13 protein-coding genes are annotated in these 17,162 nt (G+C 70.5%); 6 read left to right on the top strand and 7 right to left on the bottom strand.

Annotation, left to right across the window (positions count from 1 at the left end; translation table 11 throughout):
- Positions 1–51: 51 nt before the first annotated feature.
- The 4 genes from OG974_RS14230 to coxB all read right to left on the bottom strand — a co-directional run bounded on the left by OG974_RS14230 (position 52) and on the right by coxB (position 4,513).
- Positions 52–1,299 (bottom strand): Ig-like domain-containing protein, encoded by a 1,248-nt coding sequence (locus tag OG974_RS14230; protein WP_327283059.1) that lies wholly within the window; start codon positions 1,297–1,299, stop codon positions 52–54.
- Positions 1,300–1,416: 117 nt separating this feature from the next.
- A complete protein-coding gene (locus tag OG974_RS14235; protein WP_030291781.1) occupies positions 1,417–1,815 on the bottom strand; it encodes a cytochrome c oxidase subunit 4 in 399 nt (132 codons plus the stop codon).
- On the bottom strand, positions 1,812–3,542 hold the full coding sequence (gene ctaD / locus OG974_RS14240) for a cytochrome c oxidase subunit I (protein ID WP_327283060.1): 1,731 nt from the start codon (positions 3,540–3,542) through the stop codon (positions 1,812–1,814). Before ctaD ends, OG974_RS14235 begins: the two co-directional genes overlap by 4 nt.
- On the bottom strand, positions 3,539–4,513 hold the full coding sequence (gene coxB, locus OG974_RS14245; protein WP_327283061.1) for a cytochrome c oxidase subunit II: 975 nt from the start codon (positions 4,511–4,513) through the stop codon (positions 3,539–3,541). The genes ctaD and coxB overlap by 4 nt, the downstream gene beginning before the upstream one ends.
- Positions 4,514–4,796: 283 nt before the next feature.
- Here coxB and OG974_RS14250 point away from each other — a divergent pair, with 283 nt between their 5' ends.
- Complete coding sequence (locus OG974_RS14250) at positions 4,797–6,176, top strand: aminotransferase class V-fold PLP-dependent enzyme (RefSeq protein WP_328762505.1); 1,380 nt, start codon at positions 4,797–4,799, stop codon at positions 6,174–6,176.
- 48 nt (positions 6,177–6,224) lie between these two features.
- On the opposite strand, the gene OG974_RS14255 is transcribed toward OG974_RS14250, so the two are convergent.
- Positions 6,225–7,202 (bottom strand): carbohydrate kinase family protein, encoded by a 978-nt coding sequence (locus OG974_RS14255; protein ID WP_327283063.1) that lies wholly within the window; start codon positions 7,200–7,202, stop codon positions 6,225–6,227.
- Positions 7,203–7,335: 133 nt separating this feature from the next.
- On the opposite strand from OG974_RS14255, the gene OG974_RS14260 reads away from it, so the two are divergent.
- Both OG974_RS14260 and OG974_RS14265 read left to right on the top strand, forming a co-directional pair.
- A complete protein-coding gene (locus tag OG974_RS14260; RefSeq protein WP_327283064.1) occupies positions 7,336–7,560 on the top strand; it encodes a hypothetical protein in 225 nt (74 codons plus the stop codon).
- 114 nt (positions 7,561–7,674) lie between these two features.
- Positions 7,675–9,153: a hypothetical protein gene (locus OG974_RS14265; protein WP_327283065.1), complete on the top strand. Its 1,479-nt coding sequence runs from the start codon at positions 7,675–7,677 to the stop codon at positions 9,151–9,153.
- 75 nt (positions 9,154–9,228) lie between these two features.
- On the opposite strand, the gene erpA is transcribed toward OG974_RS14265, so the two are convergent.
- Entirely contained in the window at positions 9,229–9,585 is a 357-nt protein-coding gene (gene erpA / locus OG974_RS14270; protein WP_008738845.1) for an iron-sulfur cluster insertion protein ErpA, read from the bottom strand.
- 306 nt (positions 9,586–9,891) lie between these two features.
- Between erpA and nadA the strand changes: the two genes are divergently transcribed.
- The 3 genes from nadA to OG974_RS14285 all read left to right on the top strand — a co-directional run bounded on the left by nadA (position 9,892) and on the right by OG974_RS14285 (position 13,824).
- A complete protein-coding gene (nadA, locus tag OG974_RS14275; RefSeq protein WP_327283066.1) occupies positions 9,892–11,079 on the top strand; it encodes a quinolinate synthase NadA in 1,188 nt (395 codons plus the stop codon).
- 86 nt (positions 11,080–11,165) lie between these two features.
- A complete protein-coding gene (locus OG974_RS14280; protein ID WP_327283067.1) occupies positions 11,166–11,555 on the top strand; it encodes a hypothetical protein in 390 nt (129 codons plus the stop codon).
- Positions 11,542–13,824 (top strand): caspase family protein, encoded by a 2,283-nt coding sequence (locus OG974_RS14285; protein WP_328762507.1) that lies wholly within the window; start codon positions 11,542–11,544, stop codon positions 13,822–13,824. Before OG974_RS14280 ends, OG974_RS14285 begins: the two co-directional genes overlap by 14 nt.
- A 54-nt stretch (positions 13,825–13,878) precedes the next feature.
- Here OG974_RS14285 and OG974_RS14290 read toward each other — a convergent pair whose 3' ends face one another.
- On the bottom strand, positions 13,879–17,010 hold the full coding sequence (locus tag OG974_RS14290) for an efflux RND transporter permease subunit (protein ID WP_327283069.1): 3,132 nt from the start codon (positions 17,008–17,010) through the stop codon (positions 13,879–13,881).
- Between the last annotated feature and the right edge of the window lie 152 nt (positions 17,011–17,162).

Consider the following 17,162-nt stretch of genomic DNA (forward strand, 5'->3'; position numbering starts at 1 on the left):
CGTTCGGGGCTGGCGGAGCCGGTGCGGCGCGAGCGCGGGCCTACGGGGCGCTCAGACGGTGGGCCGCAGGCGGGTCTGGTCGACCGGGCTGCGGCCTTCCTGGGTGTCCTTGAGGAGGGCGCTGCCGTCGCGCCACTCCTTCCAGTCGAGGTTCCAGTCGCCGAAGCCGTTGCCGAAGGGCTCCATGTCGTCGCCTACGCTGTTGATCACCTTGACGATGTCGCCCTCGGTGATGTTCTCGTAGAACCAGGCGGCGTTGCCCGTGCTCATGCCGGTGCAGCCGTGGCTGACGTTCTCGGAGCCCTGCGATTCCACGGACCACGGCGCGGCGTGGACGTATTCACCGCTCCAGGTGACGCGGGTCGCGTAGTAGACGGGCAGGTTGTAGTACTCGCTGCCGCCGATGCCGACGGTGTCACCGCGCATCTGGACGAAGTACTGCTTGCCGAGGACCACCTTGATGCCGTTGCGGGTGGAGAACCCGGGCTTTCCGGTGGTCACCGGAATGGTGTTGATCACTTCTCCGTTGCGCTTGAACGTGAGGTAGTGCGCGGACGCGTCGGTGGTGACCTCGACGCGGTCCCCGATCTCCAGCGTCAGTGACTTGCTGGCGGCCCCGTGGAGGTTGTCGGAGATCCTGATGCCCTCCAGATTGCTCCGTACGGAGACGGTGGAGTGTGCGGGCCAGTACTCCTTGGGGCGGTAGTGCAGGTGCTTGTCGTCCACCCAGTGCCAGGCGCCCTCGACGCCCGAGGGCGCGTCGACCACCAGACCCCGCTCTACGAGCGCCCGGGCCGCCTTGTCCTGGACGGGCTCGTTGAGTTCGGCCGTGATCGGCTGTCCGACGCCGTACTTGCCCTCGTCCGGCCCGAATTCGACCTTGAGGACCTCATGGGCCGGAGTGGTCTTGAACGTCAGCCTGCGCTGCCCCGGAGCGCCGCGTTCGTCCTCGGTCTCCACCAGGACCGTGTAATGGGCGCCGGCGGCCAGCGGGACGGTGCTGTGCCAGCGGTCGCCCTTGGCGCTCAGCTCGCCCGCGAGGCGGCGCCCTTGGGCGTCCACGGCGGTGACGTCGGTGATCCGGCTGCCGCCGGTTCCCTTCGCGGTGATCTCCAGCGGCCGCTCGGGGTCGACCGGCCGGCCGCCCGGGGGCTGGTTGAAGACGACCTGGTCGCCCGCGTCGTACGGGCGGGCTGACAGCGGGTTGTCTCCGGGCCCGCAGCCGGTGGCGCCGGCCCCGAGGGACGCCACCAGCACGGAGCAGCCGACTACCGTCCAAAGACGCGGTGAGTGCTTCATGGAGCCAACGCTATGAAGGTATGACAAATACGGCGCGCCGGGTGACTGCAAACGAGGGGCCCGGACTCCTCCGTTGGAGGTGTCCGGGCCCCAGGTCTTTGCTGCGCGAGTGCGGTCCTACTGGTTCTGGTTCTCACCGCGGTAGTACTCGTACACCCAGCCCCACAGGCCGATCACGATGATCGGGGCCGAGAAGTACATGAGCCACCAGCCGAAGATGACGCCCATGAACGCGAGCGCACCGCCGATGCCCAGCGAGAGCGGCTGCCAGCTGTGCGGGGAGAAGAATCCCAGCTCGCCCGCCTCGTCGGCGACGTCGGCCTCCAGGTTGTCCTGGGCCATCTCGTCCACGCGCTTGGCCGTGAAGGCCAGGTAGTAGCCGATCATGACGCTCAGGCCGAAGGCCAGGAAGAGCGCGGTGGTTCCGACGGGCTCCTTCGACCACACGCCGTACACGACGGCCATGATCAGGATGAAGAAGGAGAGCCAGAGGAACATCTTGCCCTGGATCTTCACTTGCCGGCCTCCTTGCCACCGGTGACGGCCTTGGCGGCCACGCTGTGGTCCTCAAGGTGGTCGAGGGCCGCGATCTCAGGGTGGTGCAGGTCGAACGCCGGGGATTCGGAACGGATCCGCGGCAGGGTGAGGAAGTTGTGCCGCGGCGGCGGGCAGGACGTCGCCCATTCGAGCGAACGGCCGTAGCCCCACGGGTCGTCGACCTCGACCTTCTTGCCGTACTTCGCCGTCTTCCAGACGTTGTACATGAACGGCAGCATCGACATGCCCAGCAGGAAAGAGCTGATCGTCGAGATCGTGTTCAGCGTGGTGAAGCCGTCGGCCGCGAGGTAGTCGGCGTAACGACGCGGCATGCCCTCGGCACCCAGCCAGTGCTGCACCAGGAACGTGCCGTGGAAGCCGATGAACAGCGTCCAGAAGGTGATCTTGCCGAGACGCTCGTCCAGCATCTTGCCCGTGAACTTCGGCCACCAGAAGTGGAAGCCGGCGAACATCGCGAACACCACGGTGCCGAAGACGACGTAGTGGAAGTGCGCGACGACGAAGTACGAGTCGGAGACGTGGAAGTCCATCGGGGGCGAGGCCAGGATGACGCCGGTCAGACCACCGAAGGTGAAGGTGACCAGGAAGCCGATCGTCCAGAGCATCGGGGTCTCGAAGGACAGCGAGCCCTTCCACATGGTGCCGATCCAGTTGAAGAACTTCACACCGGTCGGTACCGCGATCAGGAAGGTCATGAAGGAGAAGAACGGCAGCAGCACACCACCGGTGACGTACATGTGGTGGGCCCACACGGTCACGGAGAGGCCGGCGATCGCGATCGTCGCGGCGATCAGGCCGATGTAACCGAACATCGGCTTGCGCGAGAAGACCGGGATGATCTCGGAGACGATTCCGAAGAACGGTAGCGCGATGATGTACACCTCTGGGTGTCCGAAGAACCAGAAGAGGTGTTGCCACAGCAACGCGCCGCCGTTTGACGCATCGAACACGTGCGCACCGAACTTGCGGTCGGCCTCCAGCGCGAACAGCGCGGCGGCCAGCACCGGGAAGGCGAGCAGGACCAGGACACCGGTCAGCAGCACGTTCCAGGTGAAGATCGGCATGCGGAACATCGTCATGCCCGGGGCGCGCATGCAGATGATCGTGGTGATGAAGTTGACCGAACCGAGGATCGTGCCGAAGCCGGAGAAGGCCAGACCCATGATCCACATGTCGGCGCCGATGCCCGGCGAGCGGACCGCGTCCGACAGCGGGGAGTAGGCGAACCAGCCGAAGTCGGCGGCGCCGTTCGGCGTCACGAAGCCGGCCACCGCGATGGTCGAGCCGAAGAGGTACAGCCAGTACGCGAACATGTTCAGCCGCGGGAACGCCACGTCGGGCGCGCCGATCTGCAGCGGCATGATCCAGTTCGCGAAGCCCGCGAAGAGCGGGGTGGCGAACATCAGCAGCATGATCGTGCCATGCATGGTGAACGCCTGGTTGAACTGCTCGTTCGACATGATCTGCGTGCCCGGACGAGCCAGCTCGGCGCGCATGAGGAGCGCCAGCAGACCGCCGATGATGAAGAACACGAACGACGTGACCAGGTACATCGTGCCGATGGTCTTGTGGTCGGTAGTGGTCATCCACTTCACGACGACACTGCCCGGCCGCTTGCGCCGCACCGGAAGCTCGTTTTCATACGAGTCGGCGGCGGCACCCTGAGATTCGTTGAGGATGCTCACAGTTTGTTCGTCTCCGCATTCCGGGCCGGGTCGGTCTGCTTGATGCCGGCCGGGAGGAAGCCGGTCTGCCCCTTCTCGGCCAGTTCCTTGAGGTGCGCCCGGTAGGCCTCGGGCGAGACGACCTTGACGTTGAACAGCATCCGGGAGTGGTCGACGCCGCAGAGCTCGGCGCACTTGCCCATGAAGGTGCCCTCCTGGGAGGGGATGACCTCGAAGACGTTGGTGTGGCCCGGGATGACGTCCTGCTTGAAGAGGAACGGAACCACCCAGAAGGAGTGGATGACGTCGTTCGACGACAGGATGAAGCGGACCTTCTCGCCCTTGGGCAGCCACAGGGTCGGACCCGGGTTGCCGGTCTGGGGGTTCCGGTCGCTCGGGACACCCTTCTCGTAGACGCCCTCGGCGCCCACCTGGAAGTCCTTGGTGAAGCGGTCCGGGATGTTGGAGAGCTCCTTGGGGATCTCCCCCACCTTCGGGGTCGCCGCATCGCCGTCGACGTTCTCGATGTAGTTGAAGCCCCAGCTCCACTGGAAGCCGATCACGTTGATCGTGTGCGCCGGCTTCGGGGTGAGGGCGAGCAGCTTCGACTCGTCACGCGCGGTGAAGTAGAACAGCACCGAGACGATGATGAGCGGGACCACGGTGTACAGCGCCTCGATGGGCATGTTGTAACGGGTCTGCGGGGGAACCTCCACCTTCGTCCGGCTGCGCCGGTGGAAGATGATGCTCCAGATGATCAGGCCCCAGACCAGGATGCCCGTGATGAGGGCAGCTGCCCACGACCCCTGCCACAGGGACAGGATGCGAGGCGCCTCCTCCGTGACCGGATAGGGCATTCCGAGCCGGGGGAAGTCTTGCCAGTTGTACGAGCAACCAGTGGCGGTCGCCAGGACCGCGCCCGCAGTCAGCGCCTGCAGCAGCTTCCGCCGCATCGGGCGCCGCGGCGAGCGGTCGGAGCCGTAGGGACTCACGTAGCGCCTTCCCGAGAGTCTCGGCCCGCGCGGCCGGCCGCGGCCGTATTCGGGTCGGTCGCCGGCCCTGACGCAGGCAGGGGTTTGGATGTTTATGCGGACCAAACCCTACTGGACGCTATTTGGGGTCGCGCGGGGAGGGTGCCCAACGCGCCGCTACTGCCCCCGAAGGGATGGATCCGCCGTACGGGGGACGGCTCAACACCCCCTGAATGGCGGCCTCCGGAGGGCATCTGACGGCCCCTGACCTCGAACGACCCCGGCCGCCGGCTAGCGTGGATGGATGCCGTACTTCGACACCGCGTCCGCCGCTCCCCTGCACCCCGTCGCCCGGCAGGCGTTGCAAGCGTCCCTGGACGAGGGCTGGGCGGACCCCGCCCGGCTCTACCGGGAAGGCCGGCGCGCCCGGCTGCTGCTCGACGCGGCCCGCGAGGCGGCCGCGGAGGCCGTGGGCTGCCGGCCCGACGAGCTCGTCTTCACTCCTTCGGGGACGCACGCGGTTCACACGGGCGTCGCGGGCGTCCTCGCCGGGCGCCGGCGCGTCGGCGGTCATCTGGTCGTATCGGCGGTCGAACACAGTTCCGTCCTCCATGCGGCGGCGGTGCACGAGGCCGCCGGGGGGACGGTGGCGCAGGTCCCGGTGGACCGCCAGGGGGCGGTCTCCCCGGCCGGATACGCCGTCGCGGTGGACTCCTCGACGGCCCTGGCCTGCCTCCAGTCGGCCAACCACGAGGTGGGCACGGTGCAGCCTGTGGCGGAGGTGGCCGAGGTCTGCGCGGCAGCGGGGGTTCCACTGCTGGTGGACGCGGCCCAGTCGCTGGGCTGGGGCCCCGTCGAGGGCGGCTGGTCGGTACTTACCGCGAGCGCGCACAAATGGGGCGGCCCGGCGGGGGTCGGGCTGCTCGCGGTCCGCAAGGGGGTCCGGTTCTCGCCCCAAGGGCCCGCCGACGAACGGGAGTCGGGCCGCTCCCCCGGCTTCACCAACCTCCCGGCCATCGTGGCGGCCGCGGCCTCACTGCGGGCCGTACGGGCCGAGGCCGACGCGGAGGCGGCCCGGCTGCGCATCCTGGTGGACCGCGTCCGGCGGCGCGTGGCGCGGTTGGTGCCGGACGTGGAGGTGGTCGGGGACCCGGAGCGGCGGCTGCCGCACCTGGTCACGTTCTCCTGCCTGTACGTCGACGGCGAGACGCTGCTGCACGAGCTGGACCGGGCGGGCTACTCCGTCTCGTCCGGCTCGTCCTGTACGAGCTCCACACTGACCCCGAGTCATGTGCTGCGGGCGATGGGCGTGCTGTCGGAGGGGAACGTACGGGTCTCCCTGCCGCGGGGGACGACGGCCGAGGAGGTGAACGGCTTCCTGGAGGTCCTGCCCGGGGTGGTGGCGGGGGTCCGCGCCACGCTCGGCGTGGGCGAACCGACGGCCGTGGAGCCGGTGTCGGACGCCCTGGAGATCGACGCCCTGGGGCTGCGCTGCCCGCAGCCGGTGATCGAGCTGGCGCGGGTCATCTCCGCGGTCGCGGTCGGCGGGACGGTGACCGTCCTGTCGGACGACGAGGTGGCCCGGCTGGACATCCCGGCCTGGTGCGCGATGCGCGGCCACGCCTACCTGGGCGAGGCCCCCCGCCCGCGCGGGGTGGCGTACACCGTCCGCCGGCAGGGCTGACGCCGGCGGGGCCGGAATCCGGCCCCGCCGGTGTGCGCGGCGTGCGTCCTACGCGGCCAGGTGGGAGCGGACCTCGGAGGCGGCGGCCTCGCCGTAGGCCTTCGTGAAGCGGTCCATGAAGTGGGCGCGGGCCAGGGTGTACTCCTGGGTGCCCAGCGTCTCGATCACGAGCGTGGCCAGCATGCAGCCGACCTGCGCGGCCCGCTCCAGGCCGACGCCCCAGCCCAGACCGGTCAGGAACCCGGCGCGGAACGCGTCGCCGACGCCCGTCGGGTCCACCTTCGCGGTCTCCTCGGGGCAGCCGACCACGATCTGCTCCTCGCCGGTCCGCTCGATGCGCACGCCGCGCGAGCCCAGCGTCGTCACCCGGGTGCCGACCTTGGCGAGGATCTCCTCGTCGGACCAGCCGGACTTCGTCTCGATGAGGCCCTTCTCGTACTCGTTCGAGAACAGGTACGTCGCGCCCTCCATCAGGGTGCGGATGTTCTCGCCGTCCATGCGGGCGATCTGCTGCGAGAAGTCCGCCGCGAAGGGGATGCCGCGCGTGCGGCACTCCTCCGTGTGGCGGAGCATCGCCTCGGGGTCGTCGGCGCCGATGAGGACGAGGTCGAGCCCGCCCACCCGGTCCGCGACCGCCTTCAGCTCGATCAGACGGGCCTCGCTCATCGCGCCCGTGTAGAAGGAGCCGATCTGGTTGTGGTCGGCGTCCGTGGTGCACACGAAGCGCGCGGTGTGCAGCACCTCGGAGATCCGCACGGAGGTGGTGTCGACGCCGTGCCGCTCCAGCCACGCCCGGTACTCGTCGAAGTCGTAGCCGGCCGCGCCGACCAGGACCGGGCGGGTGCCGAGCTGGCCCATGCCGAAGCAGATGTTCGGGCCGACGCCGCCCCGCCTTACGTCGAGGTTGTCGACGAGGAAGGAGAGGGAGACCGTGTGCAGCTGGTCCGCGACGAGCTGGTCGGCGAAGCGGCCGGGGAAGGTCATGAGGTGGTCGGTGGCGATGGAGCCGGTGACTGCGATGCGCACGGCGTGGACGCTCCTGCGGAGGACGGCGAGGGGGACAGTCAAAACTACCCGGTCGCGGGGCGACAGCCGAACGCACGAAACTACCCCGTAGTAGGTCTTTCTCCGCCCGCGGCGCCGTGCCTACCGTGCCTGCATGACCTACACCGATGGTTTCGGGTACGCCGCTGCGGCCGAGAACGCTGCCGACACGCAGCCGGGTTTCGCCCGGCTGCTGGGTGACTGCGCCAGGATGGCACCGCACTGGGCGGTCCCGGCGGACCCCCGGCCGGACCGGGTGGCTCCCTCCCAGATCCATGGGATCAGCGTCCCGCCGGCCTCGGCCCGGCTGATCGCCTCCACGGCGGAGTACGGCGACTGAGTCCTCCCTTCGGGGGACCTTCCGAAGCCGTTCTTCCGGAGCCGGGGAACCGGTTCGCCGTCTGTTCCGTCACAGCCGCATCAGCCACCTGCGGCGAGGGCGAAGGAGCAAGCGGTGACCAGCGAACAACCCGACACATCACGCGGCACACGGCGGCGGCCGGCCTGGGCCATCGGCTCGATCGCGGCCGCCGTCCTGCTCGCGGGCGGCGGTACGGCGTACTGGGCGTCGACGGCCTACGGCGACGGCGGGCCGGGCCGCCGCACGGGTGACAGCGCGGCCTCGGCGCCCCGCGTCGCACCGAGCCCCTCCCGGCCGGGCATCGCCCCCGGCGAGCCGGATCCGCACGGCAGCGGGGTGACGTACCGGGCCGACGTGGCGCTGCCCGAGGCCCCGGCGACCGCGCCGGCGTTCGCCGCGACCGGCGAGGTCACCTCGGAGGAGGTGGCCCGGCTCGCGACGGCCCTCGGCATCCCCGGCACCCCGCGGCTCACGGGCGAGGTCTGGCAGGCCGGGGAGAGCGCCGACGGCTCCGGACCCCGGCTCACGGTGAACCGCAAGGCTCCCGGGACCTGGAACTTCTCCCGCTTCCAGGGGACGGGCGGCGCCGGCGACGACTGCAAGCGCGGCAAGGACACCTGCGGCCCCGCCACCCTCCCCGAGGGCGCCCGGAGCGCCCAGGGGGCGGACGGCACGGGCGCATCGGACGCCGCCGCGGGCGGCAAGGGCGGGACGCCGGTGAGCGAGGAGGCGGCCAAGGCCGCCGCCGCCCCGGTGCTCGCGGCCCTCGGCCAGGGCGGCGCCAAGCTGGACGCCCGGCTCACGCAGGGCGCCGTACGCGTGGTGAACGCCGACCCGGTGATCGAGGGGCTGCCCACGCAGGGCTGGGCCACGAAGATCAGCGTGGGCGCGGACTCCCAGGTGGTGGCGGGCAGCGGCGAGCTGAAGGCGCCCGTACGCGCCGCGGAGCGGCCGGTGGTCGGAGCCACCGAGGCGCTGGCCCGGCTGAACCGGTCCTCGGCCGGGTCCGGCGGTACGGACCCCGGTCCCAGCGGCTGTGCGACCTCGGTCCCGCTGACCCCGGACACCCCGGTCGGCCCCTCGGACACGCTGCCCTGCAACCCGGAGCCGCGTCCGATGAAGCCGCCGAAGACCGAGACCGTGCAGGGGGCGGTGCTGGGGCTGGCCCCGGGGACCGTGGACGGGACGCGCGGTCTGGTGCCGGCCTGGCTGTTCGAGGTGGCGGGCAGCAACGGCGGGCCCGGGCGCACGGTGGCCCAGCCGGCCGGTGAGGACGCCTCCGGGACGCCCTCGGCCCCCAAGGGCGGGAAGACGGTGCCCGGGTTCTCGTACAAGGAGGACGACCGGAAGCTGACCGTGAACTTCTGGGGCGGTGCGTGCAGCACCTACGCCCTGGAGGCGCGGGAGGAGGCGGGGTCGGTGATGGTGAAGATCACTGACACTCCGAACGAGCCGGGCCGGTCCTGCATCATGATCGCCCAGGACATGACGGTGTCGACGACGCTCCGGGAGCCGCTCGGCGAGCGCAAGGTGGTCGACACGACCTCGGGCAAGCCGCTCCCCCGGCAGTAATCGCACCCGCGCACGCGAAAGGCCCCCGGCACCTCTCGGCGCCGGGGGCCTTCGTCGTACGAGCTCGCCGCAGGCTTAGCTGAACGAGTCGCCGCAGGCGCAGGAGCCGGTGGCGTTGGGGTTGTCGATCGTGAAGCCCTGCTTCTCGATGGTGTCGACGAAGTCGATGGAGGCACCGTGCAGGTACGGGGAGCTCATCCGGTCCGTGACGACCTTCACGCCGTCGAAGTCCTTGACGACGTCGCCGTCGAGGGAACGCTCGTCGAAGAAGAGCTGGTAGCGCAGGCCGGAGCAGCCACCGGGCTGGACGGCGACGCGGAGCGCCAGGTCCTCGCGGCCTTCCTGCTCCAGCAGGGTCCTGACCTTCTCGGCGGCGGCGTCGGACAGGAGGATGCCGTCGCTCACAGTGGTCTTGTCGTCCTGTACGGACATCTGCATTCACTCCCGAAGTGGGCGGCTCCCCGCCGCGGGCGGGGAAACGTCGGACTCTTGCCGTCGATGGCAACGAGCGGGGCCGCGGATTCATTCCGGACCCGACGCATGTTTCAGATATTCATGCTCGCACACCGGCGCGGGGTGGTGGCCCCGACGGACCGGGGGCTTCGTCACGGGCGAATTCGTCACATCGACACTATCGGCATCGTCAAAGTGACGTGAAGCGGCTATCATAGATAGCGTCAAATAGACGAGAAGTCGGAAGCCCTCCTTCAGAAGTCCCCTTGTCGCAGAACAGAAAGGGTGCGTGTCGTGACCACCGCCCAGCCTTTGGACGTCCAGCCGACGCCCCTTGCCCTGCTGCTGCTCGGCCGTGAGGCCGACCCCAAGAGCGAGCGCGGGGTGGAGTGCCCGGGCGATCTGCCGTCGCCGTCCGACCCGGACCTGGTCGCGCGCGCCCGCGCGGCGAAGGAGAAGCTCGGGGACAAGGTCTTCATCCTCGGCCACCACTACCAGCGCGACGAGGTGATCGAGTTCGCCGACGTCACCGGCGACTCCTTCAAGCTGGCCAAGGACGCGGCCGCCAAGCCGGAGGCCGAGTACATCGTCTTCTGCGGCGTGCACTTCATGGCCGAGTCCGCGGACATCCTCACCTCCGACGACCAGAAGGTCGTCCTGCCGGACCTGGCCGCCGGCTGCTCGATGGCCGACATGGCCACCGCCGAGCAGGTCGCCGAGTGCTGGGACGTGCTCACCGACGCGGGCATAGCCGGGGCGACGGTCCCCGTCTCGTACATGAACTCCTCCGCCGACATCAAGGCCTTCACCGGCAAGCACGGCGGCACGATCTGTACCTCGTCCAACGCGAAGAAGGCCCTGGAGTGGGCGTTCGAGCAGGGCGAGAAGGTGCTCTTCCTGCCGGACCAGCACCTGGGCCGCAACACCGCCGTCCGCGACATGGGCATGTCCCTGGACGACTGCGTGCTCTACAACCCGCACAAGCCGAACGGCGGCCTGACGACCGAGCAGCTGCGCAACGCCAAGATGATCCTGTGGCGCGGCCACTGCTCGGTGCACGGCCGGTTCTCGGTCGACTCCGTCAACGACGTGCGCGCCCGCATCCCCGGCGTGAACGTCCTCGTCCACCCCGAGTGCAAGCACGAGGTCGTGGCGGCCGCGGACTACGTCGGCTCGACGGAGTACATCATCAAAGCGCTGGAGGCGGCCCCGGCCGGCTCCAAGTGGGCCATCGGCACCGAGCTGAACCTCGTCCGCCGCCTGGCGAACCGATTCGCCTCGGAGGACAAGGAAGTCGTCTTCCTCGACAAGACGGTCTGCTTCTGCTCGACGATGAACCGCATCGACCTCCCCCACCTGGTGTGGACCCTGGAGTCCCTGGCCGACGGCACCCTCGTCAACCAGATCCAGGTCGACAAGGAGACGGAGAGCTTCGCGAAGCTCGCTCTGGAGCGCATGCTCGCGCTCCCGTAACGGGGCGGAACGGATCGGCGAAAGGGGCACCCTCCGGGGTGCCCCTTTCGTTTAACCTCCCCGGTACGAAGGGGGAGTTGATCGCCATGACGCGCTACATCGAGGTACTGGCCGACGCAGGTCCGGACGCCGACGCGCAGGAGCGGGAGGAGGCCCGGGCCGAGCTGGTGGCGGCGCTGGACGAGCTCGGCGTCGACGAGGTCCGCGTACGGGAGCGGCCCGCTCCGCCGGGGTCCAAGTCCGGCGGCCTGACGACCGCCGAGATCCTGGTGGCCGTGGGACCACCCCTGTTCGCCGCCGTGGTCGCGGCGTTCGAGTCCTGGGTGCAATGGGCCGGCTCCCGGCAGGTCCGCGTGCGCATCGGGGAGGACGAATTCGAGGCCGCGCGGCTGACCGAAGGGGAACGGCAGCGGCTGCTCGACCACTTCGTCGCGCAGACCACGAGGCCGGAGGCGCCGCGCAATGGCGGTGCGTGAAGCGCTCGTCATCGGCACTTCCACCTACGAGGACTCCCGGCTCAACCGGCTCCGCTCGCCGGGGCTGGACGCCATGGAGCTGTCCGACGTGCTCAGCGATCCGGGCATCGGCGGCTACGCGGTCCGACCCGTCATCGACCAGCCCTCGCACGTCGTCCGGCGCGAGATCGAGCGCTTCTTCCGCGCCCGCAGACCCGACGACCAGCTGCTGCTGTACCTGTCCTGCCACGGCATCAAGGACTCCAAGCTCCAGCTGTATTTCGCCGCCGCCGACACCGACCGCGACCTGCTGGAGTCGACCTCCGTCCCGGCCGCCTTCGTCAACGGCCGGCTGGTCCGGTGCGGTTCCCGCAAGATCCTGGTGCTGCTGGACTGCTGCTACAGCGGGGCGTTCCGGCCGGGCGGCGCGAAGTCGGCGGACACCGCCGTGCACCTGCTGGAGGAGTTCAAGGACACCGGAGTGGCGGTGATCACGGCGACGGACGCGCTCCAGCAGGCCTGGGAGGGCGAAGGCCCCGTCACCGAGACCGGGGAGGGGCAGCTGTCCGTCTTCACCGCGGCGGCCGTGGAGGGCCTGCGGTCGGGACGGGCGGACCGTGACGGCGACGGCTGGGTCTCGGTCGAGGACCTGTACGGCCACGTCCGCGAGGAGATGCTGGCCCGCGACGCCCGGCAGAGCCCGCTGCGCTGGGTCCTGGGCGGCCAGGGCACCCTGAAGGTGGCCCGCCGGGCGGCCCCCGACGGCACCGGGCCGGTCCGCCTCCCCCGCCCGCTGCCCACCCTCGGCACCCCTGCCGTCGAGGTCCTCACCGGGATCACCTCGGCGGCCGCACCGCTGCGGCGCACCCTGGGGCCCGTCCCCCGGCGGGTGCTGCTCACCGGCCCGGACGGCGTCCCGTACAGCAGCACCGACACCCGGGAGATCGTCGCCGCGCTACCGACGGGGTCCGGGCACGCGGCGCTCGGCGTCGGCCTCGTCCGCGATCTGGTCGCCGACCAGTACCGGCGGGCGCAGGACGGTACGGCGACCGCGGTGGTGCTCTTCGAAGCCATGGTCCGTGCGCTCCAGCCGGCGCTGGCCGGGGGCTCCCATCCGACTCCGCTGGCCAGGACCGTCTCAGAGGTCCTCGATTCGGCGAGGAAGCTGCTCACTGAGTGGAATCCGCGTCCGGTGGCCATGACCCAGGTGGACGTCGGCCGGGTGGTTCCCCCGGAGGTGTTCAGTGGGCACGTCGTCAGGGCCGTGCACGGCGCCGGTCTCGGGGCCTTCGTCCTGGTCGAGCCCTCCGCGGGTTCCGGCATCACGAGCCGTGTCTCCGACGCCTGTGTTCTGGGCGGCCACTTGTCGCCGTACCTCCCCGCCGACGAGGTGACGGGACGAACGGCGCTGCGGGACGCCTCAGTGCTGGTGTGCGGGCAGCGGCTCTCCTCGGCGTCCGATGCCCGGTGGGCCGTCTCGTACGGGGACAAGCGGCGGCCCCTGGTCGTGGTGGCACCGGCGTTCGACGAGGAGGCCCACGCGGCCCTCGCCGGGCATTTCCGGGACACCGGCCGCCCCTGCATGGCCGTCGCCCCACCCGCTTTGAGCCGCCCCTGGCGCGCGGTCCAGTGCGAGATCGCGTCCCACTTCACCGGGGCCTGCGTCGCCGTCCCGCAAGCCACGGCCGTGAGTCTCGGCAGCGCCCGGCTCGTGGTCGCCACCACACAGTGCACAGCGCTGGTCCGCGACCGCGGCAGTCCCGAGGCGCACGCCGAGTACGTCGAGAAGCTCCGCACCGAGATGACCCCGTCGTCGGACCCGGCGTTGACCGAGTGGCACCTGCTGACCGGCAAGGTCGCCGAGGTCTTCGTCGGCGGTTCGGACGAACGGGCCCGCCACCGACGCGTGGCGCAGGTGCGGCTGGCCGTCCGCAGGGCACAAGCCGCCCTGGTCCAAGGTGTTCTGCCCGGTGAGGCCGCGGCTCTCGCGGCGCTGGGCCGCCGGCTCCACCGGGACACCCGGCCGTGGGAGGAGCGCCCGGTCGAGGCGGCGCTGAAGCGGGCGCTTGCCCAGCCGCTGTGGGCTCTGGCCGAGAACCACGGAGAGCGGGACCCGGCCAAGGTGGTCGAGGCGGTCCAGGCGGACTGGCCGGCCGTCACCTACGAGGCGGTGCACCACCGCGGGGTCGTGCCGTCCGAGAGCGAGTACGTGTGGACCCCCGCCACGCACCCGTGGGTGATGCTGCACGCCGTCGAGGCCGCCGTGACCGCGTACCTGTCGCTGATCTGAGAACGAGAAGGGGCGCCCCGCCGTGCGGGACGCCCCTTCGGGCCCGTCAGTGGGTCAGACGCCGGCCGGGGTCTCCTCGGAGACCTGCGGGACCACCGTCAGGCGGGAGTTGCGCTTGGCCTCGCGCTTCGAGCGGCGGCGCTCCTTGCGGAGCTCGATCATCGTGTAGAGCGTCGGGACCAGGAGCAGCGTCAGCAGGGTCGAGCTGACCAGGCCGCCGATCACCACCACCGCGAGCGGCTGTGAGATGAACCCGCCCCCGCCGGTGACGCCGAGCGCCATCGGGAGCAGCGCGAAGATCGTCGCGAGGGCGGTCATGAGGATCGGGCGCAGTCGGTGCCGGCCGCCCTCGATGACGGCTTCGACGACGCCGAGGCCCTGGGCGCGGTACTGGTTGACCAGGTCGATCAGCACGATCGCGTTGGTCACGACGATGCCGATGAGCATCAGCATGCCGATCATCGCCGGGACGCCCAGCGGGGTGCCGGTGACCAGCAGCAGGCCGAGTGCGCCGGTCGCCGCGAACGGGATCGAGACCAGCAGGATCAGCGGCTGGACCAGCGAGCGGAACGTGGCCACCAGCAGCATGAACACGATCGCGATGGCCGCGAGCATGGCCAGGCCCAGCGAGGCGAACGCGTCGCTCTGGTCCGAGGAGACGCCGCCGATGGTGGCGGTGGCCCCGTCGGGCAGGTCCAGTGCCTTGATCTTCGTCTGGAGCGCGGCGCCGATCGCGCCGGTGTTGTCGCCGACCGGCTTCGCGGTGATGGTCGCGGCGCGGGCGCCGTCGATCCGGGTCATCGAGACCGGGCCGGGGACCTCCTTGACCTCCGCGACGTCGCCGAGCTTGACCGGGCCGACGGGCAGCGCCTGCAGTTCGGCCAGGGTGGTGGCAGGCTGCGCGGACTTGATGACGACGTCCCGCTCGGTGTTGTCCAGTACGGCCTTGCCCGCCGGGGTGCCGCGGACGGCCTGGGCCACGATCGCGCCGAGGGCGGCCTGGTTGAGGCCCGCCTCGGCGGCCTTCGGGGTGGCGGTCACGGAGATCCGGGGCACGGACTGGGACAGGTCGCTCTGGACGTCGGTGACGTCGTCGAGCGTGGCCACCTCGGCGCGGACCTGCTCGGCGGCCTTGGCGAGGACGTCCGCGTCGCCCGCCTTGACGACCACGCTGAGGTTCTGGCTGCCGAAGCCGCCGCCCGCCGAGATGCTGGTGTCGCCGATGCCTCCAAGCTTGCCGAGCGCGTCCTCGATGCGCTTCTTGACGCCCTCGGAGTCTCCGGAGTCCTCCAGGGTGACCTGGTACGAGGCCTGGTTGGAACCCGTACCGCCGCCGAACGCGGCCAGGAAGCCGGAGGAACCGACGGTGACCTGGTAGTCCTTGACGCCCTTGACCTCGGTCAGGGCCTTCTCGACCTTGCGGCTCGCCGCGTCGGAGGCGGCCAGCGAGGTGCCCGGGGGCAGCTGCTGCTTGACCGTCAGGACGCTCTGCTCGCCCTGGTCGAAGAAGTTGGTCTTCAGCAGCGGGGCCATCCCGAAGGTGGCGACGAGGACGATCACCGCGACGGCCAGGGTGGCGATCCGGCGGCGGGTGACCAGGCCCAGGGCCCGGACGTAGAAGCGCTGGAGGCGGCTCTTGGCCTCCTTCTCCTCGGCTTCGCGCCGGGCCTTCGCCACGCTCTCGGCGTTCGCCAGGTCGACGCCCTTCGGCGCGCGCAGGAACCAGTACGAAAGCACCGGGACGACCGTCAGGGAGACGATCAGCGAGGCCAGCAGGGCCGCGGCGACCGTGAGGGAGAACGGGCCGAAGAACTCGCCGACCATGCCGCCGACGAAGCCGATCGGGAGGAAGACGGCCACGGTGGTGAGCGTGGAGGAGGTGACCGCGCCGGCGACCTCCTTGACCGCGGCGAGGATGGCGGCTTCGCGCTCCTCGCCGTAGCCGAGGTGGCGCTTGATGTTCTCCAGGACCACGATCGAGTCGTCGACGACACGGCCGATGGCGATGGTGAGCGCGCCCAGGGTCAGCATGTTGAGCGACAGGTCGCGGGTCCAGAGCACGATCAGCGCGAGGACCACGGACAGCGGGATGGAGACCGCGGTGACCAGCGTCGAGCGCAGCGAGGCCAGGAAGACCAGGATCACGATCACCGCGAAGAGCAGGCCGAGGAGGCCTTCGGTGGTGAGGCTGGAGATGGACTTGGCGACGGGCGGTCCCTGGTCGCTGACGACGGTCAGTTCGGCGCCGGCGCCGAGGGCGGAGCGCAGCTCGGGCAGCTTGTCCTGGACGGCGTTGGAGATCGCGACGGCGCTGCCGTCCTTGTCCATGGTGAGGACGAGGGCGAGGCTGGGCTTGCCGTTGGTACGGGTGAGGGAGACGGCCTTGGCGGGTTCCTGCTTGACGGCGGCGACGTCGCCGAGGCGTACGGCCGGCTTGCCGGGGCCGGCGCTCAGGCGCAGGTCCTGCAGCTGGGCGAGGGAGGTGTAGCCGCCGCCGACGCGCACCGTCCGGTTCTTGCCGGCCTCGTCGAAGGAGCCGGCGGGGACGGTCGCGCCGCCCGCCTGGAGGCCCTGGGCGAGGGCGGCGCCGTCGAGGCCGGCCGCCGCGAGCTTGGCGTTGTCGGGCGTGATGGCGACCTGGAGGTCCTGGACGCCGTCCACGCTGACCTGGCCGACGCCTTCGACGTCTTCGAGGACGGGGACGACGGAGCGGTTCAGCTGGTCGGCGAGCGCCTGCTGGTCCTTGTCCGACGTGACGGCGAGGACGACGGTCGGGATGTCGTCGGTGGAGCCGGCCACGACCTGCGGGTCGACTTCGGCGGGCAGCCGTACCCGGGCCCGGTTCACGGCCTGCTGGACGTCGGCGACGAGCTGCTTGGTGCCGCTGTCGCCGTAGTCGAACTTGGCCATGATGAGGGCGTTGCCCTCGCTGGCGGTGGAGGTGATGCCGGTGATGCCGTCGACACCCTTGAGGGTGGCCTCGATCGGCTCGATGACCTGCTTCTCCACCACGTCGGGCGAGGCGCCCTGGTAGGGCGCGAGCACGGACACCATCGGCAGTTCGATGGACGGCAGCAGCTGCTGCTTGAGCTGCGGGATGGCTATGGCGCCGAAGAGCAGTGCGGTGATCGACACGAGGCCGATCAGCGCTCTTTGGGCCAGGCTGAAGCGGGACAGCCAGGACATGGGTGTGGGATCTCTCTGCAGTGGCGTGCGCGGGGCTGGGCCTGAAGGCCGCGGGCCTTCAGCCTTCCGCACGCCGGGGCGGTGCTGCGTCGCCCCCAGGTGCCGCCTCTTTATGCGCCGCATACCGCGTCCGCAGTACGCGGCCGTACTCC

This window comes from Streptomyces sp. NBC_00597 (assembly GCF_041431095.1).
In the GTDB taxonomy this organism is placed as follows: Bacteria; Actinomycetota; Actinomycetes; order Streptomycetales; family Streptomycetaceae; genus Streptomyces.